We start from the raw sequence: 20,886 nt of genomic DNA on the forward strand, positions 1-20,886 counted from the left end.
GGCGGCACGGGAATGCCTCAGCGCTTGTCGGTGCCCGGTGGCTCCTCATCCGCCAGCCCGGAGGGCTCCACCGGCGTGCCGTCCTCGGGCAGCGGCGAGGCCTCGTCGTCGGACAGACCGGAGAAGTCGTCCCCGGCCGGCGCGCGCCTCTCGCGCAGGAAGATGACGCCCTCGGCGAGGAAGTACAGCACGATCATCGGCATGGCGAGCGCCATCATCGTCAGCGGATCACCGCCGGGCGTGATGACCGCGCCGAAGACGAACATGATGAAGACGACCGTGCGCCGGTGCTTCTTGACGGTGGCGTGCGACAGGACGCCGATGATGTTGAGGAACACCAGCAGGAGCGGCAGCTCGAACGAGATACCGAAGATCACCAGCATGATGAGCACGTAGCTGAGGTACTCATCGATCTGGATGGTCGCGACCGTGTCGCTCGGCGCGAAGCCCAGCAGGATCGCGAGGCTGGTGTCCATGATGATGTACGCGAGCGCGGCACCGATGAGGAACAGCGGGACCGCGATCGACATGAACGTGATCGAATACCGCTTCTCGTTGCGGTAGAGGGCGGGCGTGACGAACGCCCAGATCTGGTACAGCCAGACGGGTGAGGAGACCACGAGGCCGACCAGCGCCGACACCTTCAGTGTCAGGAAGAACGACTGGAAGATGCCGTTGTAGGTGAGCGTGCACTGGCCGACGCGGAGCTGCTGCGCCGCGGGCGTGTCACAGAACGGCGCCTTGAGGAACGCCCAGACCGGGTCGAAGAGGAAGAAGCCGATGATGATGCCCACGACCACGGCGGCCAGTGCGATGAGCAGGCGGTTGCGCAGCTCCCGCAGATGCTCCATGAGGGGCATGCGACCTTCGGGGTCGCGTTCCGGCCTCGGATTGCTCGATCGTTTGAGCAGCGCCATCTAGCAGTCCAGATCAGGAAGAGGAGGAAAGGGGGCAGATCAGGCGTGCTTGTTGTCGGACTGGGCGGCGCTCGCACGCAGCCTCGCGGCCTGCTCCTCGAGCTGGCGGGCCTGCTCCTCCGCTGACAGCCCGGGCGCGGGGGCCGGCAGCGGCTGGACGGGCTGAGCCTGGGCCTGCGCAGCAGGCGCCTGCTGCGCGGTGTGCTGGACGTCGTCGTCATCGTCGTCGCGCAGCTTGGAGGTCTCGGCCTTGAAGATGCGCAGGGACCGGCCGAGGCCGCGAGCCATGTCGGGCAGCTTCTTCGCACCGAACAGCAGCACCAGGGCCAGCAGGATGATCAGGAGTTCGCCCACTCCGAGGTTCGGCATGAGAACGCCCTTTCTAGCGACACTTGCCTCGTTCAGCCACGATCGTACGCTGCCGGGGGCGTGGTCTCACCCCCCATGGCCGGTCAATCTGGCCCGCCGGGGCTCAAGCTGGGCCTGCGCCTCGGCCACTTCCCTTCTCAGAGTACGTGCCGCCACCACGACGCGAGCACCGGCCACCAGCAGCGCCAGCAGGCCGGCGACGCCGATCCCCACGGACACGAACAGCAAGGTCATGACCGGTGAGCGTACAGGGCGAGCGCGCGTTCCGCCTCGCGGCGCACGGCCTCGGCCATCTCCGGGGGCGAGACGACCTTGCCGGTGTCGCCCAGCCGCAGCGCCAGCTTGAGTATCCAGTCCTCGTCGCGGGCCCGCAGCGCCACCCGCAGCCGCCCCTCGCCCAGCTCGGTGACCTGCTCGCACGGGTAGTACTCGGCCACCCACCGCCCCGCGGCGCTCAGCTCCAGCTCCACCAGCTCGTCGGTGGGCGAGGGACGGAACACCCCGTCGGTCACGTCGCGCGGCTCGGCCTCGGCCGGCGGGTCGGCGGGCACGTCCAGCACCTCCACGCCGAGCACCCGGTCGAGCCGGAACAGCCGCATCGCCTCGGCCCGGTAGCACCAGCCCTCCAGGTAGGCGCGGCCGTCCACGATCAGCACCCGCATCGGGTCCACCTCGCGCGGCGTCACCTCGTCGCGGCCGGGCACGTAGTAGCGCAGCGACAGGCGGCGGCCCTTGGTGAGCCCCTCGCGCACCCGCGGCAGCGCGTCGGGCGCGGCGTCGACGTCCACGGCGACCTGGCTGCTGACGGTGGCGGCGCCCTCGCCCGCGGCCCGCTCCAGCTTGGCCATCACCCGCGGCAGCGCGTCGGGCACCCCGCCGTCGGGCAGCGCCGGCTCGGGGGTGGCGGCCAGCGTGCGCAGCGCCACCAGCAGCGCGCTCGCCTCGTCGATGCCGAGCCGCAGCGGCCTTGCGATGGTGTCGGCGTTGTCGATGAGGATCTCGCCGCCGTCCCACGACACGTCGATGAGGTCGCCCGGGGTGTGGCCGGGCAGCCCGCACATCCACACGAGCTGCAGGTCGTCGATGAGCTGCTTCTCGCTCAGCCCGAACACCGCCGCGACCTCGCCCACCGTCGCCCCCGGATGGGACATCAGGTACGGCACCAGCGCAAGCAGCCGCGGCAGCCGATCGGCGGACCCGCTCACTTCCGTTCCCCCTCGCCTAGTCGCCCGTTCACCTCGACCACCGCCGCGCCGTTCACGCCAGCGCACCCTTCAGGCGGCGGATGACGGCCTCGCGGACGTCCGGCGGCTCCACCACCTCGACGTCGGCGCCCAGGCTGGCCATCCATCCGGCCAGCCGCTCGGTGTCGGAGAACGACAGCTCCGCCTCGTCCCAGCCGCCGCTCCCCTCACGTACGGACGCGGCCAGTCGGCGCAACCCCTCGCACGCGCCCTGCCTGACCCGCACCAGGGCCGTCCGCTCCTCGCTCGGCTCGTCGGGGAAGTTCACCATGGCCCGCAGATCGACGTCCTGCGGCACCTCGACGACGCCCGGCTTGCCGACCGCGGTCACCTCGCCGCTGATCCGGCTGAGGCGGAAGGCGCGCGGCGCGTTGCGGTCGCGGTCGAAGCCCGCGAGGTACCAGCGCCCGCGCCTGCTCACCACGCCCCACGGCTCGACGGTGCGGCTGCGCACGGTCTCGCTGCCCGAGGCCCGGTAGTCGAAGCGGACCACCCGCCGGTCGCGCACCGCGTTCCACAGCGCGGGGAAGGCCGGGTCGCGGGTGTCGACGCGCAGCTCCAGCGCCCCGCCGCCCATCGAGCCGCCGACCGGCTGATCGGTGGCCACGCCGCCCGCGCGCAGCTTCAGCAGCGCGCCCGAGGCCGCCTCGGCCAGGCTGGCGCGCTGCCACACCTGCGCCGCCAGGCCCAGCACCGCCGCCTCGTCGGGCTCCAGCGTGATCTCGGGCAGCTCGTACGCCTCCCGCTCGATGCGGTAGCCCGGCTCGTCCTCCCACGGGTCGCGCACCACGTCGATGGGGATGCCGATCTCGCGCAGCTCGTTCTTGTCGCGCTCGAACATGCGCTGGAACGCCTCGTCGCTCTCGCGGTCGTAACCGGGGACGGCCTGGCGGATCTGCTCGGCCGACAGCGGGCGCCGGGTGGCGAGCAGGCAGATCACGAGATTGAGCAACCGTTCTGTCTTCCGGCGCGACATCTGCCTCTCACTCCTCCTTCATCGACGCTACCCTGCCCCCGTGATCAGATGGCGCAAGGGCGAGGTCGTACGGATCCGACGCGAGTGGCCGGGAGCGGTGGAGCTGGACGTCACCGTGCCCGAGGGTGAGTGCAGGGCGCTGGCGTACCCGCCGTTGGTGGGCCGCCCGCAACCCGGCGACGAGGTGCTGCTCAACACGACCGCGCTCGCGATGGGTCTCGGTACGGGAGGTTACGCCATGGTGGTGGCCGTCCCTAACCGTTTGCCGGAAGATCCCTCCGGCCCCGGGCACCTGGTGAAGGCCCGGTACACACCGCTGCAGGCCACGGTGCTGGGCGCCGACGAGCAGGGCTCCCCGCATCACGACAGATTGCGCGAGGCGGACTCCATCGACGGCATGCCGGTGATCGTGGCCGACCTGCACTCGGCCCTCGCGCCGATCCTGTGCGGCCTGTACGAGGCCAGGCAGGGCGTCCGGGTGGCGTACGTGATGCAGGACGGCGGCGCGCTGCCGTCGTGGTTCTCGATGTCGGCGGCCCGGCTGCGCGAGATCGGCTGGCTGGCCGGGGTGGTGACGGTGGGCCAGGCGTTCGGCGGGGACGTCGAGGCGGTCACCGTGCACACCGGGCTGCTCGCGGCGAAGTACGTGCTGGAGGCCGATCTGGCGATCGTCGCGCAGGGCCCCGGCAACCTGGGCACGGGCACCCGGTGGGGCTTTTCCGGAGTGTCGGCGGGCGAGGCGGTGAACGCGGCCGGCGTGCTGCTCGGGCGGCCGGTGGCGGCGCTGCGGGTCAGCGAGGGCGACAAGCGCGAGCGCCATTACGGCGTCTCGCACCACTCGCTGACCGCCTACGGCCGGGTGGCGCTGAGCCCCGCCGACGTGCCGGTGCCCGAGCTGCCCGGCGAGTTCGGCGAGCGGGTCAGGGACCAGGCGGAGCTGCTGGCCGTACGGCACCGGCTGGTGCCGGTCCCCGTGGACGGCCTGCACGAGGCGCTGCGCGAGTCGCCGGTGCGGCTGTCGACGATGGGCAGGGGCCTGGAGGAGGACCTGGCCTACTTCCTCGCCTCGGCCGCGGCGGGCAGGCACGCGGCCTCGCTGCTGGGCTCCGGGTAGGGGTCCTTGAACGTGAACGCCTCGGGGCCCGGCCCTTCGGCCCTGAGGCGTTCCAGCCGTGCCATGGCCTCGGCCAGCGACGGGATCGTGCCCTCGGGCACCCACCACATCACCATGTACGGCTCCGCCATGCGCAGGAACCACTCCCTGCGCCGCCGCAGCACGCCCAGATGAGGGCTGCGGTAGACGTAGTCCCACAGCGCCTGCATCGACTCCCACACCGAGAAGTTGACCAGCAGCAGGTCGCCGTAGTCGTGCTTGACGGTGGCCGTGGGGTCGGTCTCGCTCTCCTTCAGCCGCCACACGAAGCCAGGGGCCTGGTCGGCGATGGCGTTGATCGGTTCGAGCAGGGCGACGAACTCGGCGATCTCGGGGCTGTCGACGGGAGCGCGCAGATGGGCGATGTTGAGCTGGGCAAGATGCATGGGCTCAGCTCACCATCGCGGACGCTTCTATGTCAATATGGGTTTGTTTTAGAAGTCCGGCTCACTCAGGCCGGCGCTCGTCCCGCCGCACCGGAGGATCAGGCCGCCTGAACACCACGCAGCACTCGCCGGGGCGCGGATCCAGCTCCGCTCTGGCCGGATCGTCGCCCAGCCCCTCCAGCACGCCCTGGCACAGCGCCAGGTTCATCGAGCACACCAGCAGCGGCTGCTCCCGCGCGAGCACGTGGAACGGGCAGTTGCGCAGCCGCAGCCGCCCGCCCTCCTCGTACGGCTCGTAGCCGCGCTCGCGCAGCACCCGCTCCACCGGCTCGCCGCGCCGCTCGCCCGCCAGCCGCTGGCCCGCCGCCCGCGCCGCCGCCTCCGCCCGCTCCTCCGCGCCCAGCCCGTCGACCACCTCGGCCAGGACCGAGGCGAGCGTCACGTAGTCGCGCGGCGGCAGGCTCACGGAACGCTCGCCGCTCGCCCTGCGATAGACCTTCGCGGGACGGCCGCTGCCCGGTCCCTTCTTCTCCGGCCGGCGGAACCCGCTCTCCAGCAGGCCCGCCTCCACCAGTTTGTCGAGATGGTGACCGGCCAGCGTCCTGGACACGCCCGCCGCCTGCGCCGCCTCGCCGCGGCCCACCTCGCCGCCGTGCGCGGCGACGACGTCGTAGAGGGAGCGGCGGACGGGATCGTGCAACAGGGCCAGCGCCTCGAGGTCGCCGCCGCTCAGGGGCTCGCTACTCACACGCGGAGTCTAAAGCCGCCGCTCCACCCGCTTCAGCACGCAGACGCGGCTGGGCTCGAGGATGCCCGGGCCGTACTTCTTCCAGCATCCGCCCCTCTTCAGCACGCGGATGTCGATGTGCTCGGGCGCGCCGTAGCGGCGGTGCACGGCCTTGGCGTTGCGCAGCAGGCGCGCGGCCGCCTTGTTCGCCTTGGCGCGGGAGGAGGCGTAGGCGGTGACCCAGGTCACGCCGGGGTCGCCGCCGAAGCGGCAGTGTTCGACGCCTTTGCAGAACGGCGGGTTCTCGGCGGGGCCCGTGGTGGCGCTGGTGGCGGCGCTCGCGGCCGGGGCGAGGCCCAGCAGAACGGTTAACGCAGATACCATCATGACAAGCCAACGGATCATGGGAAATATCCTGCCTTAGTAGGCTCCGATCACGTCCACGACGAAGACCAGCGTGTCGGACCCTTCGATCCCGTCCTCGGGGCGGCCGGACGGGCCGTACCCGTACGCGGGCGGCACCACCATCGCGACCCTGCTGCCCACCGGCACCCCCGCAAGCCCCTTCTCCCAGCCGCTGATCACGCCGCCGTCGCCCAGCTTGAACGCCTTCGGCCCGCCGGACGCCCACGTCGCGTCGAACACCCTCCCGGTGCGCCAGACGGCGCCCGCGTACTGGGCGACCACGAGCATCCCCGGCCGCACCGGCCGGCCCGCTCCCCTGCGCAGCACCGCGGAGGCGAACGTCCGCGGCGGCGCACCCCGCGGCACCGCCGGCGAGGGCCTGGGGCCGCCGCCGATCCGCACACCGGCCAGCTCGCCGGGACCCGCCGCCACCGCGTCGTCCCGATGATGGGCGCCGAGGATGTCCACGACGTAGAACAGCTCCTCCCCCGCCTTCAGGCCGCGCGGCGGGGCCGCGCCGAACCCCTCCCCCGGCGGGATCGCCACGGTCACCCTGCTGCCCACCCTGCGGCCCCGCAGCGCCCGCTCCAGCCCCGGCAACAGCTCTCCCACCGGGAACGCGGCCGGGGTGCCCCGGGTGAAGCTGGATCCGACCAGGCGGCTGGCCGCGCCGTCCCACACGTGCGCGGTGTACTGCACGATCGCCAGATCGCCGGTCCGCAGCGGCTCGCCCCTGCCCGCGACCGGCTCATCCACCCGCAGCTCCGCGGCCGGCCTGGCGGTGGGGAAGACGATCGTCGGACGCGCCCCGAACGGCCCGCCCACCCGCGGCTCGGCGCCCTCACCCGTGCACCCGGCGGCCATCGGCAGCGCCAGCACCGCCGCCGCCGGCACCCGCACGGCGGCGCTCACGAACCGCCTCCGCGAGGCCCTCAGCGACCTTCGCGGCGTGCACGGCGGCGTCCAGACGGCGGCACGGCGGCGCATCGGCCCTCCCACGCGAAGCGGCCCGGCGGCACCATGCCACCGGGCCTCGCGATGTTACCGGGCCGCCCGCGGGCGTACCCGCCGAACGCCGATCCGGCCCCGGAACCGGGCCCTCCGACCTGACGGGCCCGTCCCGGGACGGTCAGCGGCTCAGCGCTCAGTAAGCGCCCAGGACGTCCACGACGAACACCAGTGTGCTGTTGGCCGGGATGCCCTGCTGCTCCTGGCTGCCGTAGCCCATCTCCGGCGGGATGCTCAACACGACCCGGCTGCCGACCGGAACCCCGGCCAGGCCCTTCTGCCAGCCCTGGATCACCTGAGCGAGCGGGAACTCGGCCGGCTCGCCACGCTCCCAGCTGGAGTCGAACTGCTTGTCCGTCCCCCAGATCTTGCCCGTGTAGTGCACGGTGAGCGTCTGGTTCGCGGTCACCTTCTCGCCGGTGCCCTTGATCAGCGTCTTGACCACGAGGTCCTTGGGAGCCTTCTCCTTCGTCTTCGTGGTCAGCTTCGGCGCCTGGTCACCGCCCGGGTTCTCGACCTGCACACCCTTGAGCGACTCGCCGGTCTCCTCGCCGGTGGCCGCCTTCAGCGGCGCCGGCCGCTTGCCGACCACGTCGAACACGAACACCTTCGTCGGCTCGGCCTGCGCGTCCTGCTGCTGGCCCTGCACCGAGTCGTTGGCCAGCACGGCGAGCAGCCGCCCGCCGCTCTTGACCTTGGTGAAGCCCTCCTGCAGCACCTCCGGCAGCTGCTCGGTCACCGGGATCGTCTCCGGCGCCTTCGTGTCGTACGACGACCCCTGGACCGCGTTGTCCTTGCCGTCCCAGTTGTAGACGGTCAGGTTCACGACCACGCGGTCGCCCGCCTGGACGCCCTCGCCGTTCCCCGGCTCGATCACCTCGTACGACGAGGTGGTCGCGGGCGAACCGGACGGGAACGTCACGGTGGGCTTGGCCCCGACGTTCCCCTCGACCTTGACCCCGGACGATCCGCCGGAGGAGGCGGTCGTGCCGGAACCGTCGTCGGAGCCGCAGGCGGCGGCAAACAAGATCAATGGCACGGCGGCCAGTACGGCCAGAGCGCGGCGCATGGATTTCCCTCGGAAGAGACGTCAGATTCGCGTCACACTACCCGACTTCGACGTAGGGCCGCGGTAAACGACGCCCCAGAACCCGCCCCGGCCCGGCCCGCACCCGCCTTGACCGAGAACCCGCCCCCGAGCTCAGCCGAACCCGCACCCGCCCTGACCGAGCACCCGCCCCGTGCTCAGCCCGGCCCGGCGCCCGCCCTGAGGCCCAGCGCGGCCCCAGAGTCCGGCCCCGCGACGGGGGCCGTGCGACCCCTCCCTCCCGCGCGAAGGAAGGCGGGCCGCACCGGCACCCCGCCCGCGCTCACATGCCGGCGATCAGCTTGTCGACCCGCTCGTCCACGCTCCTGAACGGGTCCTTGCACAGCACGGTCCGCTGCGCCTGGTCGTTCAGCTTGAGATGCACCCAGTCGACCGTGAAGTCGCGCCGCTTCTCCTGCGCCTTGCGGATGAACTCGCCCCGCAGCCGGGCCCGCGTGGTCTGCGGCGGCACCGACTTGGCCTCGAAGATCTTCAGGTCGGACGCCACCCGCTCCACGGAGCCGCGCTTCTGCAGCAGGTAGTACAGGCCGCGCTTGCGGTGCACGTCGTGGTAGGCCAGGTCGAGCTGGGCCACCCGGGGCGACGACAGCGGCAGGTCGTACTTACGGCGATACCGCTCGATCAGCTGGTACTTCGTCACCCAGTCGATCTCGCGCGCCACCAGGTCGAGGTTGCCCGTGTCGACCGCGGTCAGCGTGCGCTCCCACAGCTCCAGCACCCGGTGCGCGATGGCGTCGCCGCCGCGCCGGTCGACGAAGTCCTTCGCCTTCGACAGGTACTCCTGCTGGATCTCCAGGCTCGACGCCTCGCGCCCGTTCGCCAGCCGCACCCTGCGCCGGCCCGTCATGTCGTGGGAGACCTCGCGGATGGCCCTGATCGGGTTCTCCAGCGACAGGTCGCGCATCACCGTACCCGACTCGATCATGCGCAGCACCAGGTCGGTGGCCCCCACCTTGAGCAGCATCGTGGTCTCGCTCATGTTCGAGTCGCCCACGATCACGTGCAGGCGGCGGAACCGCTCGGCGTCCGCGTGCGGCTCGTCACGCGTGTTGATGATCGGCCGCGAACGGGTCGTGGCGCTGGAGACGCCCTCCCAAATGTGCTCGGCCCGCTGGGACACGCAGTAGACCGCGCCGCGCGGCGTCTGCAGCACCTTGCCCGCGCCGCACACGATCTGCCGCGTCACCAGGAACGGGATCAGCACATCCGCCAGCCGGCCGAACTCGCCGTGCCTGCCCACCAGATAGTTCTCGTGGCAGCCGTACGAGTTGCCGGCCGAGTCGGTGTTGTTCTTGAACAAGTAGATGTCACCGGCGATGCCCTCTTCGCGCAACCGCTTCTCGGCGTCCACGAGCAGGCCCTCTAGGATGCGCTCCCCGGCCTTGTCGTGGGTGACGAGCTCGATGACGTTGTCACACTCGGGTGTTGCGTATTCAGGATGGCTGCCCACGTCGAGGTACAGACGCGCGCCGTTGCGGAGAAAGACGTTGCTCGATCGGCCCCAGGACACGACCCGCCGGAACAGGTACCGCGCGACCTCGTCGGGGGACAGCCTGCGCTGGCCCCTGAACGTGCAGGTCACGCCGTACTCGTTCTCCAGCCCGAAGATGCGACGATCCATCACCTCACACTATGCCCACGGATCGGCGAGCGGGAGAGATCTTTCCCACGTGTTTTCCGCTTCGAGTCCCGAATGACCCCCGCCCGACCCCCGCAGCCCGCCCAAGCCGAGTCCGGAATCCTCTCCGGCGGGCCCCCGAGACCGCTCCCGACCGGGCCTCGAACGCCTCCCGACCGGCCCCCGCGTCCGTCCCCGCCGGAACCGAACGCCTCCCGACCGGCCCTCGCATACGTACCCGCCGGAACCGAACGCCTCCCGCCGGCATCCCGAGACCATCCCCGCCGGAACCAGCGCCTCCGACCAGACCCCGAGGCCGGCCGGGCGTTCGGCCGCCTCTCGACTTGCCCCCGAAACCCTTGCCGGCCGGACGTTCAGCCGCCTTCCGACCCGGCCCCGAGACCCTTCGCCAGGGATGGTGGGCGTCTCCCGGCCGGGCCACGAGACCGTTTCCGCCGAATTCCGGACGCGTCTTTCACCGGCCACCGGAGCCTGTCCCGGCCGCGATTCCGCGGGAGCGCGGGGGCTCGTACCGTTCGTACCCCGCGCCCGCCCCACGGGGCGCGGGTTCCGCCACTGCGCAGGTCAGGGAGTGAAGATCTCCTGAACCTTGACGATCCTGCCCTTATAGACGGTGATGAGCGACGGGATCGGTGACTTGCCGTGCCGCTTGATCAGCGTGGATCTGGAGCACCGCTTGTTGCCCAGGCTGCTGTTGCGGGTGGTGGTCAGCTCGCTCATCGAGGCCTTGCAGCCGAAGGCCGACAGGTACACCACGTCCTTGGCGATGGGCGAGGCGTAGGCCATCGCGCTGCCCTCGGGCGGGCCCACGAAGTAGCCCTCGGTGCGCTTGGCGGGCTTCCACTTGATGGGCTCGTACTCGGCGACGCCGCCCCGGATGTAGGTGATCCACCCGCGCAGGATGCCGTTGCGGCGGGAGTGGATGCCCTTGGTGAAATCGTGCTTCGGGTCGGACTGGAAGGTGGTGCCGAAGGTCTTCGGCGCCTTGAACTTCGGAATCTTCGGGGCCGCCTCGGCGGGCGCGCCCGAAGCCAGCATCACGGCCGCGGCGGCGCCTAACGCCGCCAGGCTACGTAGTGGAGTGTTCACGGCTTTTGAGATCCACGGGCGGCCTGGCGAGTTCGGGCGTATCAGAGTGAAACAGGTCACACTCCCCACCCTCCACCCGCCGCTCGCCTCGCCCAGGACGGGGCCTGCCCCTTCCTGCTCGGGCCGCTCAGACCAGCCCGCTTCCGGTCCTCACCTGAGACCTGAGCCACCCCGACTGGCCCCCTCCCCACCCAGCGCCCAACTCTCCGACCGGGTCCCTCCCCGCCCGGCACCCGAACCCGTCGAACAGGCCCTTCCCCGCCCAGCACCTGAACCCTTCGAGCAGGCCCTTCCGCCATCGCCCGACTCCTCCGAGCAGGCCCCTCCTCACCCACTGCCGGAACCCTGCACGAACAGGCCCTCCCGGCCATCGCGCCGCGCCCCCTTCGGAGCGATCGGCCCCGGCCAGGGCGGAAACCGTGACCCGTTGCGCCCGCCTCAGGCGGACCCTGTCCGCCGACCGACCCCTGCCGGCGGACAGGGCCTGTCCACGCCCCTGAGGCCTCTCTCACCTCGCGGGAGGGATGATCAGGCCCACGAGGACACGACGGCCTCCCGGAACCCCGCAGCGGGCCGCTCACAGCCCGCAGGCACCCGGGCACGCCGGGGCCGAGACACCCCGGTCGAGCGCCGAAGACCGGCGGGACCACACACACCACCGGCCCGGACACACGGTGCCCCCTGGACACGCGGTCTTCCTGACACACGGTGGCCCCGGACACGCGGTGACCCCGGACACACGGTCTTCCTGACACACGGTCTCCCTGACACACAGCAGCCGGGACACACGGCGGCCCAAACCTCCAGAAACAAGGACACACGGTGCCCCGGACCCGTCAGTGACCGAAACGCACCCCGACCCCAGACACGTGGTGACCGACACGGCGGCGATCCGTACACACCACGACCCGGACACCGGACCGTCCCGACGCGGTGAGCCCGGACACGCCGGTGGGGCCGCCGGAGAACGGCGGCCCCACCGGAGCGGAACACCTGATCGCTTACAGCGGAGACGACCCGTCGTCCACCGGACCCTCGGGGCCCGTAGGCGGCGGCGTGGCGGGCTTGTCATCCGACGGCGCGGCACCCTCGCCGCCAGAGCCGGAACCGGAGTCGGACGACTCCGCGGGCGGCGTGGCGGACTGCGCGAGCAGCCGTTCGAGCCGCGCCCCGGTGAGCCGCTGGAACTTGCGGTGCTCACGGTTACGGTCGAGCACCGCGACCTCGAGCTGGTTCACCGGCGGACGCTCCCCGCCCGGCTCGGTCAGCGCGGCCAGCGCCACCTCCAGCGCCTCGGACAGCGTCATGTCCTCGCGGTAACGCTCCTTCAGCCGCGTGGCGACCGCCTCCGCCTGCCCGCCCATGGCCGCGAAGCCGTGCTCGTCGAAGACCGACCCGTCGAAGGTCAGCCGGTAGATGGCGTCGCCGTCCTTGGTGTCGCCCACCTCGGCGACGACCACCTCGACCTCGAGCGACTTGATCGACTCGGTGAAGATGCGGCCCAGGTTGGAGGCGTACAGGTTGGCCAGGCCGCGCCCGGTGACATCGGAGCGGTCGTAGGTGTAGCCGTTGATGTCGGCGTACCGGATGCCGCCGAGCCGCAGCTCCTCGAACTCGTTGTAGCGGCCCACGGCCGCGAATCCGATGCGGTCGTAGATCTCGCTGATCTTGTGCAGCGCCCTGGACGGGTTGGGGGCGACGAACAGGATGCCGTCGACGTATTGGAGCACGACCACGGAACGGCCCCGCGCGATGCCCTTGCGCGCGTAGTCGGCCTTGTCCCGCATGATCTGCTCGGGGGACGCATATCCGAATGGCATGGACACAGTCATGATCCTTTGCTAGCGCAGCGGGGCGATGGGACCGTCGGGCGCGATCATGCGGGCGTCGAGCATCTGCTGGACGTAGCCGCTGACCTCGTCGTCGGACAGGCGGCGGAAACCGTCGGCGTCGATCACGGCCACCACCGGCCAGATCTTTCTCGCGACGTCGGGCCCGCCGGTCGCCGAGTCGTCGTCGGCGGCGTCGTAGAGCGCCTGGATCAGCGTCATCACCATGTCGTCGGCCGTCGCGCCGTCGCGATAGAGCTTCTTCAGCGAACCGCGCGCGAAGATCGAACCGGAACCGATCGCGTCGAACCTGTCACGCTCATAGGGCCCGCCCGCGACGTCGTAACTGAAGATGCGGCCCTGGTCCTTGTCGGGGTCGTAGGCGGCGAACAGCGGCACCACCACCAGGCCCTGCATCGCCATGCCCAGGTTGCTCCTGATCATCGTGGCGAGCCTGTTGGCCTTGCCCTGGACCGACATCGTGCGGCCCTCGAGCTTCTCGTAGTGCTCCAGCTCCACCCGGTAGAGGCGGGCGAACTCAAGACCCGTGCTGGCCGTGCCCGCGATGCCCATGCACGAGTAGTCGTCGGCGCGAAACACCTTCTCCACGTCACGCTGCGAGATGATGTTGCCGGACGTGGCCCGCCGGTCGCCCGCCATGACCACGCCACCGGCGAAGGTGGCGGCCACGATCGTGGTCGCGTGCGGAACCTGGTCGCCGATCGGGGTGGCCAGCATCTCGTCGCGACGTGGCAGCAGCTCCGGCGCGTACGAGCTGACGAACTCCGTGAACGAGGAACTCCCGGTGTTCTGGAAAAGCTGATTCACCAAGCCGACGGGCAGATCCCTGTGCGATGCCACGCGACTCCCTCCAAACGTTCAGTGTTCCTAGGGCGACCCTACTCATGTTGGGTTGCTGTCTGCACTTCCCACGATCAGCTCACGGCGAACCACGCTTCCCAGCCCGCCCGAAAGATGTTGTACGCCCGAGACGTAAGCAACCGCCCCTCCCACCACCTTCCCCGGCGTGCCCCGCTCCCCCGCCCGGGGGTCATACTGGCGGCATGGGCAGCACGTCCACCCCGTCACCCGGGGCCCGCCCCAGGGACTGGATCCTGCACCTCGACCTCGACCAGTTCATCGCCGCGGTCGAGCTCCTGCGCCACCCCGAGCTCCGCGGCAGACCCGTCGTCGTCGGCGGCACCGGCGACCCCACCCAGCCGCGCACCGTCGCCGCCACCGCCACCTACGAGGCCCGCGCGCACGGCGTCCACTCCGGCATGCCCCTGCGCACCGCGCTCAGACGCTGCCCCGACGCCGTCTTCCTCCCCACCGACCCGCCCGCCTACGAGGCCGCCTCACAACGCGTCATGGACGTCCTGCGCGCGCACCCCGTCCGCCTCGAGATCTGGGGCTGGGACGAAGCCTTCATCGGCGCCACCACCGCCGACCCCGAGGCCCTCGCCGCCACCCTCCAGCGCGACGTACGCGAACGCACCCGCCTCGACTGCTCCATCGGCATCGGCGACAACAAGCACCAGGCCAAACTCGCCTCCGCCTTCGCCAAACCGGCCGGCATTTACCGCCTCACCAGCGACAACTGGGCCGAGGTCATGAACGACCGCCCCACCGACGCGCTCTGGGGCATCGGCGCCAAGACCGCCAGAAAGCTCGCCGCGCACGGCCTGCACACCGTCGCCCGGCTCGCCGCCGCCGACCCCGCCGACCTGGCCCGCCACTTCGGCCCCACCAACGGTCCCTGGTACCGCTACCTCGCACTCGGCAAAGGCGAAGCCGAAGTCGTCACCACCCCATGGATCGCCCGCGGCCACAGCCGCGAGACCACCTTCACCCACGACCTCACCGACCCGGCCGACGTCGACGCCCACGTCACCGCCCTCGCCCAGCAGGTCGCCCGCGACGCCGCCGACGCCGGCCGCGAGATCACCCGCGTCACCGTGAAGATCCGCTCCGCGCCGTTCGTGACGCGTACCCGCCAGACCACGCTGCCCGCCCCCACCACCGACGCCGCCGTCGTCACCGGCACGGCCCGCGCCGTCCTCGCCCGCCACGACCTCACCCGGCCCATACGCCTCATCGGCGTGGCCGTCGACTACACCATGCCCGCCCGCGAGGTGCCCGCCCGCGAGATGCCCGCCCGCGAGGCCGAAACGGAGCCGGGCCCCACCCCCGGCCCCTGAACCGCGGCCCTCACCCCACCCGCGTCACCCGCGAGTAGAACTCCGACCGCGCCTTTTCCTCGGCTCTGATCAGCTCCTCCGGCTCTTCATCAGAGACCACCACCTCATCGAACCCATACTCCGCCGCCGCCTCCACATGGGAGAGCGCACGGCGCACCACCTCCGGATCATCACGGAACCGCCCGATCCCTGTGTTGCACGGCAGGCACAGCACATGCCGCACCGCACCGGACCGATGGCAACGATCCACATGCTCCGGCGGCCGATCCCAGCACACCACGCACAACCCGTGCTGCTCCGAGATCATCCGCTCGACGTCCTCATGCCGCACCCGATAGCGCCGCGACAAGTGGTACGCCCGCGTCCGCGCCACCGGCGAATCGCCACGCTCCTCAGGAAGGACCACGAACTCCGGCCACAGCACCTCACCTTCCAGGTAGAGCGCGGCCGGCTCCAGCAACACCAGGTCGTCGGCGAAATGCCCCAGCCCGTTGTCGCAGTTGAAGCAGAGCACGCCCGGACCCGGCCGGTCGCGTGACAGTGGTCGGCGAACGTCCCGGGAACGACCCGGCGGATGGCGCAGCGCCCGCCCTGGCGGGCGAGCATGCGCTCGAAGTCGTCCTCGGTGATCCCGTAGCGGAGCTTCGGCTTGTCGTTGCGATCGCTCCCGTGGTTCTTGATCCGGTTGTCCAGCGTCACCTGCTTGTGGCACGACCTGCAGTAGCTCGTGAGGCCGTCTCGCGCGGAACGATGACGGCCGAACTCTGCCTTCGCCTTGATGGTCGAGCAGCGAAGGCAGTATCTGCAGCCTTCAAGGACCTCGACCCGCTCGCGCACGGTCTTGCCCTGCTCTGCCCTGCGCTTGCGGTGGCCGGCGGTGGAGCGACGCCGGAAACAGACCTTGCAGTAGCGTGCCCGCCCGTCGGGCATGCGCTTGTTGGCCCCGAACCCGGAGAGCTCTTCGGCCTCCTGACAGCCGGGGCACCGCTTGAATCCGTCCGGCGCTTCCACCTGACGCGTCCCTTTTGGCTGTCCGTTTTGCCCTACTGTCCGCCCTTTTGGACGTAGCTGCGCACGAATTCCTCTGCGTTCTCTTCGAGAACTTCGTCTATTTCGTCCAGAATGGAGTCGACATCGTCCGTGAGCTTCTCCTGGCGCTCCTGGACGTCCGGCGACACGGCCGCCTCGGTCTCCTCGACCTCGGTCTCGCGCCGCCCGGCATGCTTCTGACCACCGGTGTCCTTGGTTGCCATGTCCTACCTCCAGTGGGGGACTGCCTCTAGGGATATCTTCCCCGAACCGGCCGACATTTCGCGCCGATCACCTTGCGATCTTGTTTTCATGATCGGCAGGCCTGGCCGCCCGGCTCAGGATCCCCCTGTCCGCAGGGTATGACAGATGTCCGATATGTTGCTGATTGCGGCCGATGTGCTCCTCGTCACAGTCCCGCCGCTCGCGCAGCGCATCGGAGGAGCCGCACGGCCGGCCCGCCCGGGCTCCTCGCAGGGAGCGGCAGGCAGCGCCACACACGGCTGAACAGGCAGGGCGCGAACACGGGTCCAGGCGGCGAAGAAGCCTCCCTTCCGGCGCGGTCTCGGACAGCGCGCCGAAAGAACCGACCGAGCCGGACGCGATGAGGAAGAGCGCGAGGTGCACCTTGGGTGCGTGCGTAGGAGGGAACAGGCCGGACACGGGGCGAGAACCGCGCTCGCACGCCGGCTCGGGACGCCGATGAGCCGCACCGTGAAGACGAGCCCTCCCGCAAGCGCGCCGGGCGCGGGGGTCGATGAGGGCCGGCCCGTGGAGGGCCGGCATGGTCAAGGGGAGCACCACGGCTGTGAGCGCGCTACCGCTGTGGACGACCCGGTGAGCGCGCTACGGCCGAGGCCCTGCAGGCCGCCCCGTGCGCAAGGCTCGGCCGGATGCGGCCGGCCGGGGAGTGCGTGCCGCTGGGCGCGTAACGGCCATGGCCGCCCCGAAAGCAAGGAACACCGCAGGAGGTCAGGAGCCGTCCCGTGCGACAGGCCTCGACCGCGATCGGCCCAGGGTGGCGTCACTCGCCCCCGGTCAGTGCGGAGACGAGGTCGGCGGCGGTGCGGCAGCGGTCGAAGAGTTCGCCGACGTGGGCCTTGGTGCCGCGCAGCGGTTCGAGGGTGGGTACGCGCTGAAGCGATTCGCGGCCGGGGATGTCGAAGATGACGGAGTCCCAGGAGGCGGCGGCCACGGATTCGCTGTACTGACTGAGGCAGCGGCCGCGGAAGTAGGCGCGGGTGTCGGTGGGCGGGTGTTCGACGGCGCGCTGGACCTCTTCCTCGGTGACGAGGCGCTGCATGCGTCCGCGGGCGACGAGGCGGTTGTAGAGGCCGCGGTCGGGGCGGATGTCGCTGTACTGCAGGTCGACGAGCTGGAGCCTGGGGTGCGACCAGGGAAGGCCGTCGCGGCTGCGGTAGCCCTCGAGGAGTTCGAGTTTGGCGACCCAGTCGAGCTCGCGGGAGAGCTGCATGGGGTCTTCGGCGAGGCGGGTGAGCACGGATTCCCAGCGGTCGAGGACGTCCTTGTTCATCTCGTCCTGGGCGGTGCCGCGCTCTTCGACGAATTTGCGTGCCTGCTCGAGGTATTCCATCTGGAGCTGGACGGCGGTGAGCTTGCGGCCGTCGCGCATGGGGATCTCGTAGCGGCAGGTGGGGTCGTGCGAGACGGCGCGGAGTGCCTGGACGGGGTTTTCGACGGCGAGGTCGCGGGTGAGGAAGCCCTCTTCGATCATGGCGAGGACGAGGGCGGTGGTGCCGAGTTTCAGGTAGGTGCTGATCTCGGACATGTTGGCGTCGCCGATGATGACGTGGAGCCGCCGGTACTTCTCGGGGTCGGCGTGCGGTTCGTCGCGGGTGTTGATGATGGGGCGCTTGAGCGTGGTCTCCAGGCCGACTTCGACTTCGAAGAAGTCGGCGCGCTGGCTGATCTGGAAGCCTTCGCCGCGGGAGTCCTGGCCGATGCCGACCTTGCCGGCGCCGGTGACGACCTGGCGGGAGACGAAGAAGGGGGTGAGGTGGCGGACGATGTCGGCGAAGGGGGTGGCGCGCCGCATGAGGTAGTTCTCGTGGCAGCCGTAGGAGGCGCCTTTGGCGTCGGTGTTGTTCTTGTAGAGCTGGATGGGCGCGTTGGAGGGGATGGCGGACGCGCGGGTGGCGGCGTCGTACATGACCCTCTCCCCCGCCTTGTCCCAGATGACGGCCGCCCGGGGGTTGGTGCATTCGGGCGAGCTGTATTCGGGGTGGGCGTGGTCGACGTAGAGCCTGGCGCCGTTGGTGAGGATGACGTTGGCCAGCCCGAGGTCCTCGTCGGTGAGCTGGGTGGGGTCGGCCACCTCCCTGGCCAGGTCGAAGCCGCGCGCGTCGCGCAGCGGGTTCTCCTCCTCGAAGTCCCATCGTGCCCTGCGCGCGCGGGCCGCCGAGGCGGCCAGGTAGGCGTTCACGACCTGTGAGGAGGTCACCATCGCGTTGGCGCCTGGCTGGCCGGGTACGGAGATGCCGTACTCGGTCTCGATGCCCATCACCCGACGCACCGTCATGCAACACCCTCTGTTCGTCCGGGTCTGTCTATCCGCCGTTTATATGCCCGAGCCTATGCCCTTCACAGTGCCCCAGGGTCACAGAGTTATGGCACCGACGCCTTTTCCGCCTGTACGGCGGGAGTTGCTGGGGTTCGTGGGGTTCTGCGGGGCTTGAGTAGCCGCTGGATGGGGCGTTCGGCAAAGGAATAGACGAGATACGACAGCACGACGGCGGCGAGGGTCGTCACGGTGGCGACGGCCCAGGGCGGCAGATTCGCGGTGAGCACGGGGATGAGGGCCACCGCGATGACGCTATGGAAGAGGTAAAGCGGGTATGTCGTGCCGCCCAGCGCGGTGAGGGTCCTGGAGGGCCGCAGCCGGATGAGACCGAGCGCGACGAGGGCCATCGCGAGGTAGATGAGGGTGATGGTGACGATGACGCTCGGGTCGGTGACGGGCATGTTCTTGAACCCGGCGAGGTCGATCCTGCTGTGCACGCGGTCGAGCGCGGCAGGCAGCGACAGGCCGTATCCGGCGAGGACGTAGAGCCACGGGAGCCAGGCGCTGCCGTGCTTGTGGATGAGGTAGAGGGCCATGCCTGCGATGAAGTAGGGGGCGTACTTCGGCATGACGATCTCGTCGAGCACGGGGTTCTCGGCGAGCCTGGCGGCGACGGTGGCGGCCAGCCAGAGGCCGGCGAAGATCAAGACGCGGGCGTAGGTGACGCCGGCGATGACGAGGATGGCGATGAGGAGGTAGAAGCGCAGCTCGGCCCAGAGCGACCAGTAGACGCCGCTGGCATCTGTGATCTTGAACAGGCGCTGGAACATGGTGGCGTTCACCAGGTACTCGCATGGGGAAAGTTTTGGGTTGAGCGGCTTGGCGCCGGTGAGGGCGTATAAGGCGGCGATGGCGGCGAGGCTGAGCCAGTACGCGGGGTAGAGCCGCACGAGCCGGGAGCGGGCGAACGCGCCGAGCCCGCGTCCCCAGACGCTCATGAGGATGACGAATCCGCTGATGACGAAGAACAGTTCGACGCCGAGGATGCCTAAGCCGGCGAAGGGGGCGAGCGCGGGGAACAGCCCGGCGGGGCGGTCTCCCCAGACGCTCGCGTAGGCGACGAGGTAGTGGAAGGCGACGACGGCCAGGGCGGCGAGGAAGCGCAGCAGGTCGAGTTCGGCCAACCGGCCGTTCCCCCGTGCGTGTCGTGACCGGTTGGGTGCGTGCACGCCACTTGGACGTCACACTGATCACTCTGGTTCCACTGGTCCCTCTGTTCCCACCAGCAACACGCGTGAGGTGCCGTCGAGGCCGAGGGCGGCGCGGGCCGAGGGGCTGAGGCCGAGCAGCCCGGCGGCTCCCGCGGCGCCGCAGCCGGACAGGTGGACGCCGTGTCCGGCGAGCAGGTGCGCGGCCTGTTCGGCCTGCTCGTCGGTGACGGTCACGTAGAGGTCGGCGAGGGTGCGCAGGAGGCGGTGGGCGATGAGCGAGGGTTCGCGGCAGTCGAGCCGTCCGAGCGCGGTGCGGCCGGGAGGCAGCCGGACGGGTTCGCCGGCACGGGCGCTTTCGAGCAGGCAGGCCGCGCCCTCGGGCTCGACGATGACGATCTTGGGGTGCTCGCCCCATCGGTCGCGGACGTATCCGGCCGCGGCGGCGGCCAGCCCGCCCACGCCCGCCTGGACGAACACGTGCGTGTACGGCCCGCCGGCCTCGGCCGCCTCGTCGAACAGGACGCTGTAGCCGCGCATGACCTCCAAGGGGATCTCGGTGTAGCCGGGCCACGAGCTGTCGGACACCAGCCGCAGGCCGTGCCGCTCGGCGTCCCGGCGCGCGGCGGCCATGCTGTCCTCGTAGTCGCGGCCGCTGCGGCGCACCTCGGCGCCGAGGCCGCGCAGCCGGTCGGCGAACGCCTCGGGCACGCTCTCGCTCAGGTGGACGACGCAGGGGACGCCGGCCTCGGCGGCGCCGGAGGCGACGGAGATGCCGTGGTTGCCGGCGCTGGCGCAGACGAACGGGGCGCCGCCGGGTTCGCGCTCGGCGAGCAGGTGCACCGCGTACGCGCCGCCGAGCGCTTTGAAGCTGCCGAGCCCCATGCGTGCGCTCTCGTCCTTGATACAGGCGGCGAGGGTGCCGGCGAGGCCGGGGACGGTGTGCAGGGGTGTGGGCCGGTAGCGGGGGTGGCGGGCGATGCGGGCGCGGGCCCGCCGGGCGTGCCCGGCCCCGATGAGCGCGCGGTCCCGCGCGGTGTACGGGGCGCGGGCGGGGTCGGCGAATTCCATGATCGC

21 protein-coding genes and 1 pseudogene are annotated in these 20,886 nt (G+C 70.8%); 2 read left to right on the forward strand and 20 right to left on the reverse strand.

Annotation, left to right across the window (positions count from 1 at the left end):
• Positions 1-17: 17 nt before the first annotated feature.
• From tatC to ACGFIM_RS30670, 5 genes are all read right to left on the reverse strand, one after another.
• On the reverse strand, positions 18-851 hold the full coding sequence (gene tatC / locus ACGFIM_RS30650) for a twin-arginine translocase subunit TatC (protein WP_393207180.1): 834 nt from the start codon (positions 849-851) through the stop codon (positions 18-20).
• 105 nt (positions 852-956) lie between these two features.
• Positions 957-1,286, reverse strand: a complete 330-nt coding sequence (gene tatA / locus ACGFIM_RS30655) for a Sec-independent protein translocase subunit TatA (protein WP_393207183.1) — start codon at positions 1,284-1,286, stop codon at positions 957-959.
• A 66-nt stretch (positions 1,287-1,352) separates the two neighbouring features.
• Positions 1,353-1,520 (reverse strand): hypothetical protein, encoded by a 168-nt coding sequence (locus ACGFIM_RS30660; RefSeq protein WP_393207186.1) that lies wholly within the window; start codon positions 1,518-1,520, stop codon positions 1,353-1,355.
• Positions 1,517-2,491 carry a helix-turn-helix transcriptional regulator gene (locus ACGFIM_RS30665; protein WP_393207189.1) on the reverse strand — a complete coding sequence of 325 codons (975 nt, stop codon included), beginning with the start codon at positions 2,489-2,491 and terminating at the stop codon, positions 1,517-1,519. The genes ACGFIM_RS30660 and ACGFIM_RS30665 overlap by 4 nt, the downstream gene beginning before the upstream one ends.
• 52 nt (positions 2,492-2,543) lie before the next feature.
• Positions 2,544-3,506, reverse strand: a complete 963-nt coding sequence (locus ACGFIM_RS30670; protein WP_393207192.1) for a helix-turn-helix transcriptional regulator — start codon at positions 3,504-3,506, stop codon at positions 2,544-2,546.
• Between the two features lie 40 nt (positions 3,507-3,546).
• Here ACGFIM_RS30670 and ACGFIM_RS30675 point away from each other — a divergent pair, with 40 nt between their 5' ends.
• Positions 3,547-4,620 (forward strand): DUF3866 family protein, encoded by a 1,074-nt coding sequence (locus ACGFIM_RS30675; RefSeq protein ID WP_393207195.1) that lies wholly within the window; start codon positions 3,547-3,549, stop codon positions 4,618-4,620.
• Here ACGFIM_RS30675 and ACGFIM_RS30680 read toward each other — a convergent pair.
• From ACGFIM_RS30680 to prcB, 9 genes are all read right to left on the reverse strand, one after another.
• Positions 4,560-5,045, reverse strand: a complete 486-nt coding sequence (locus tag ACGFIM_RS30680; RefSeq protein WP_393207198.1) for a DUF3291 domain-containing protein — start codon at positions 5,043-5,045, stop codon at positions 4,560-4,562. The two genes, ACGFIM_RS30675 and ACGFIM_RS30680, sit on opposite strands and share 61 nt — an antisense overlap.
• A 61-nt stretch (positions 5,046-5,106) precedes the next feature.
• Positions 5,107-5,778 carry a helix-turn-helix transcriptional regulator gene (locus ACGFIM_RS30685; protein ID WP_393207778.1) on the reverse strand — a complete coding sequence of 224 codons (672 nt, stop codon included), beginning with the start codon at positions 5,776-5,778 and terminating at the stop codon, positions 5,107-5,109.
• A 24-nt stretch (positions 5,779-5,802) separates the two neighbouring features.
• A complete protein-coding gene (locus ACGFIM_RS30690) occupies positions 5,803-6,177 on the reverse strand; it encodes a hypothetical protein (RefSeq protein WP_393207201.1) in 375 nt (124 codons plus the stop codon).
• A 15-nt stretch (positions 6,178-6,192) separates the two neighbouring features.
• Positions 6,193-7,089, reverse strand: coding sequence for an FKBP-type peptidyl-prolyl cis-trans isomerase (locus ACGFIM_RS30695; RefSeq protein ID WP_393207204.1), 897 nt, complete (start codon positions 7,087-7,089; stop codon positions 6,193-6,195).
• 232 nt (positions 7,090-7,321) lie between these two features.
• Entirely contained in the window at positions 7,322-8,254 is a 933-nt protein-coding gene (locus tag ACGFIM_RS30700) for an FKBP-type peptidyl-prolyl cis-trans isomerase (RefSeq protein ID WP_393207207.1), read from the reverse strand.
• A gap of 301 nt (positions 8,255-8,555) precedes the next feature.
• Positions 8,556-9,914 carry a Pup--protein ligase gene (pafA, locus tag ACGFIM_RS30705; RefSeq protein ID WP_393207210.1) on the reverse strand — a complete coding sequence of 453 codons (1,359 nt, stop codon included), beginning with the start codon at positions 9,912-9,914 and terminating at the stop codon, positions 8,556-8,558.
• A gap of 582 nt (positions 9,915-10,496) precedes the next feature.
• Entirely contained in the window at positions 10,497-10,970 is a 474-nt protein-coding gene (locus ACGFIM_RS30710; protein WP_393207781.1) for a hypothetical protein, read from the reverse strand.
• A 1,052-nt stretch (positions 10,971-12,022) separates the two neighbouring features.
• Positions 12,023-12,841, reverse strand: a complete 819-nt coding sequence (gene prcA / locus ACGFIM_RS30715) for a proteasome subunit alpha (protein WP_393207784.1) — start codon at positions 12,839-12,841, stop codon at positions 12,023-12,025.
• Positions 12,842-12,862: 21 nt separating this feature from the next.
• Positions 12,863-13,711 carry a proteasome subunit beta gene (gene prcB / locus ACGFIM_RS30720; protein WP_393207213.1) on the reverse strand — a complete coding sequence of 283 codons (849 nt, stop codon included), beginning with the start codon at positions 13,709-13,711 and terminating at the stop codon, positions 12,863-12,865.
• 203 nt (positions 13,712-13,914) lie between these two features.
• Between prcB and ACGFIM_RS30725 the strand changes: the two genes are divergently transcribed.
• The gene (locus ACGFIM_RS30725; protein ID WP_393207216.1) at positions 13,915-15,051 is read left to right on the forward strand and encodes a DNA polymerase IV; all 1,137 of its coding nucleotides are present in this window, start codon (positions 13,915-13,917) and stop codon (positions 15,049-15,051) included.
• 10 nt (positions 15,052-15,061) lie between these two features.
• Here ACGFIM_RS30725 and ACGFIM_RS30730 read toward each other — a convergent pair whose 3' ends face one another.
• The 6 genes and pseudogenes from ACGFIM_RS30730 to ACGFIM_RS30755 form a co-directional block, all read right to left on the reverse strand.
• The gene (locus tag ACGFIM_RS30730; protein WP_393207219.1) at positions 15,062-15,565 is read right to left on the reverse strand and encodes an endonuclease VII domain-containing protein; all 504 of its coding nucleotides are present in this window, start codon (positions 15,563-15,565) and stop codon (positions 15,062-15,064) included.
• 56 nt (positions 15,566-15,621) lie between these two features.
• Positions 15,622-15,981: pseudogene (locus ACGFIM_RS30735) on the reverse strand (hypothetical protein); the annotation flags it as partial.
• A 113-nt stretch (positions 15,982-16,094) separates the two neighbouring features.
• Positions 16,095-16,304, reverse strand: coding sequence for a ubiquitin-like protein Pup (locus ACGFIM_RS30740; RefSeq protein ID WP_393207222.1), 210 nt, complete (start codon positions 16,302-16,304; stop codon positions 16,095-16,097).
• Between the two features lie 800 nt (positions 16,305-17,104).
• Complete coding sequence (gene dop / locus ACGFIM_RS30745) at positions 17,105-18,619, reverse strand: depupylase/deamidase Dop (RefSeq protein ID WP_393207225.1); 1,515 nt, start codon at positions 18,617-18,619, stop codon at positions 17,105-17,107.
• Between the two features lie 86 nt (positions 18,620-18,705).
• Entirely contained in the window at positions 18,706-19,785 is a 1,080-nt protein-coding gene (locus ACGFIM_RS30750) for an acyltransferase family protein (protein ID WP_393207228.1), read from the reverse strand.
• A gap of 66 nt (positions 19,786-19,851) precedes the next feature.
• Positions 19,852-20,880 carry a pyridoxal-phosphate dependent enzyme gene (locus ACGFIM_RS30755; protein ID WP_393207231.1) on the reverse strand — a complete coding sequence of 343 codons (1,029 nt, stop codon included), beginning with the start codon at positions 20,878-20,880 and terminating at the stop codon, positions 19,852-19,854.
• Between the last annotated feature and the right edge of the window lie 6 nt (positions 20,881-20,886).

The organism is Nonomuraea sp. NPDC049309 (genome assembly GCF_043196965.1).
In the GTDB taxonomy this organism is placed as follows: Bacteria; Actinomycetota; Actinomycetes; order Streptosporangiales; family Streptosporangiaceae; genus Nonomuraea; species Nonomuraea fastidiosa.

Coding starts and splice junctions, on each gene's coding strand:
- ACGFIM_RS30700 (WP_393207207.1), bottom strand. CDS start 8,254: ATGCGCCGCGCTCTGGCCGTACTGGCCGCCGTGCCATTGATCTTGTTT.
- ACGFIM_RS30660 (WP_393207186.1), bottom strand. CDS start 1,520: ATGACCTTGCTGTTCGTGTCCGTGGGGATCGGCGTCGCCGGCCTGCTG.
- ACGFIM_RS30680 (WP_393207198.1), bottom strand. CDS start 5,045: ATGCATCTTGCCCAGCTCAACATCGCCCATCTGCGCGCTCCCGTCGAC.
- tatC (WP_393207180.1), bottom strand. CDS start 851: ATGGAGCATCTGCGGGAGCTGCGCAACCGCCTGCTCATCGCACTGGCC.
- ACGFIM_RS30710 (WP_393207781.1), bottom strand. CDS start 10,970: ATGCTGGCTTCGGGCGCGCCCGCCGAGGCGGCCCCGAAGATTCCGAAG.
- prcA (WP_393207784.1), bottom strand. CDS start 12,841: ATGCCATTCGGATATGCGTCCCCCGAGCAGATCATGCGGGACAAGGCC.
- ACGFIM_RS30670 (WP_393207192.1), bottom strand. CDS start 3,506: ATGTCGCGCCGGAAGACAGAACGGTTGCTCAATCTCGTGATCTGCCTG.
- dop (WP_393207225.1), bottom strand. CDS start 18,619: ATGACGGTGCGTCGGGTGATGGGCATCGAGACCGAGTACGGCATCTCC.
- ACGFIM_RS30755 (WP_393207231.1), bottom strand. CDS start 20,880: ATGGAATTCGCCGACCCCGCCCGCGCCCCGTACACCGCGCGGGACCGC.
- pafA (WP_393207210.1), bottom strand. CDS start 9,914: ATGGATCGTCGCATCTTCGGGCTGGAGAACGAGTACGGCGTGACCTGC.
- ACGFIM_RS30725 (WP_393207216.1), top strand. CDS start 13,915: ATGGGCAGCACGTCCACCCCGTCACCCGGGGCCCGCCCCAGGGACTGG.
- tatA (WP_393207183.1), bottom strand. CDS start 1,286: ATGCCGAACCTCGGAGTGGGCGAACTCCTGATCATCCTGCTGGCCCTG.
- ACGFIM_RS30740 (WP_393207222.1), bottom strand. CDS start 16,304: ATGGCAACCAAGGACACCGGTGGTCAGAAGCATGCCGGGCGGCGCGAG.
- ACGFIM_RS30690 (WP_393207201.1), bottom strand. CDS start 6,177: ATGATCCGTTGGCTTGTCATGATGGTATCTGCGTTAACCGTTCTGCTG.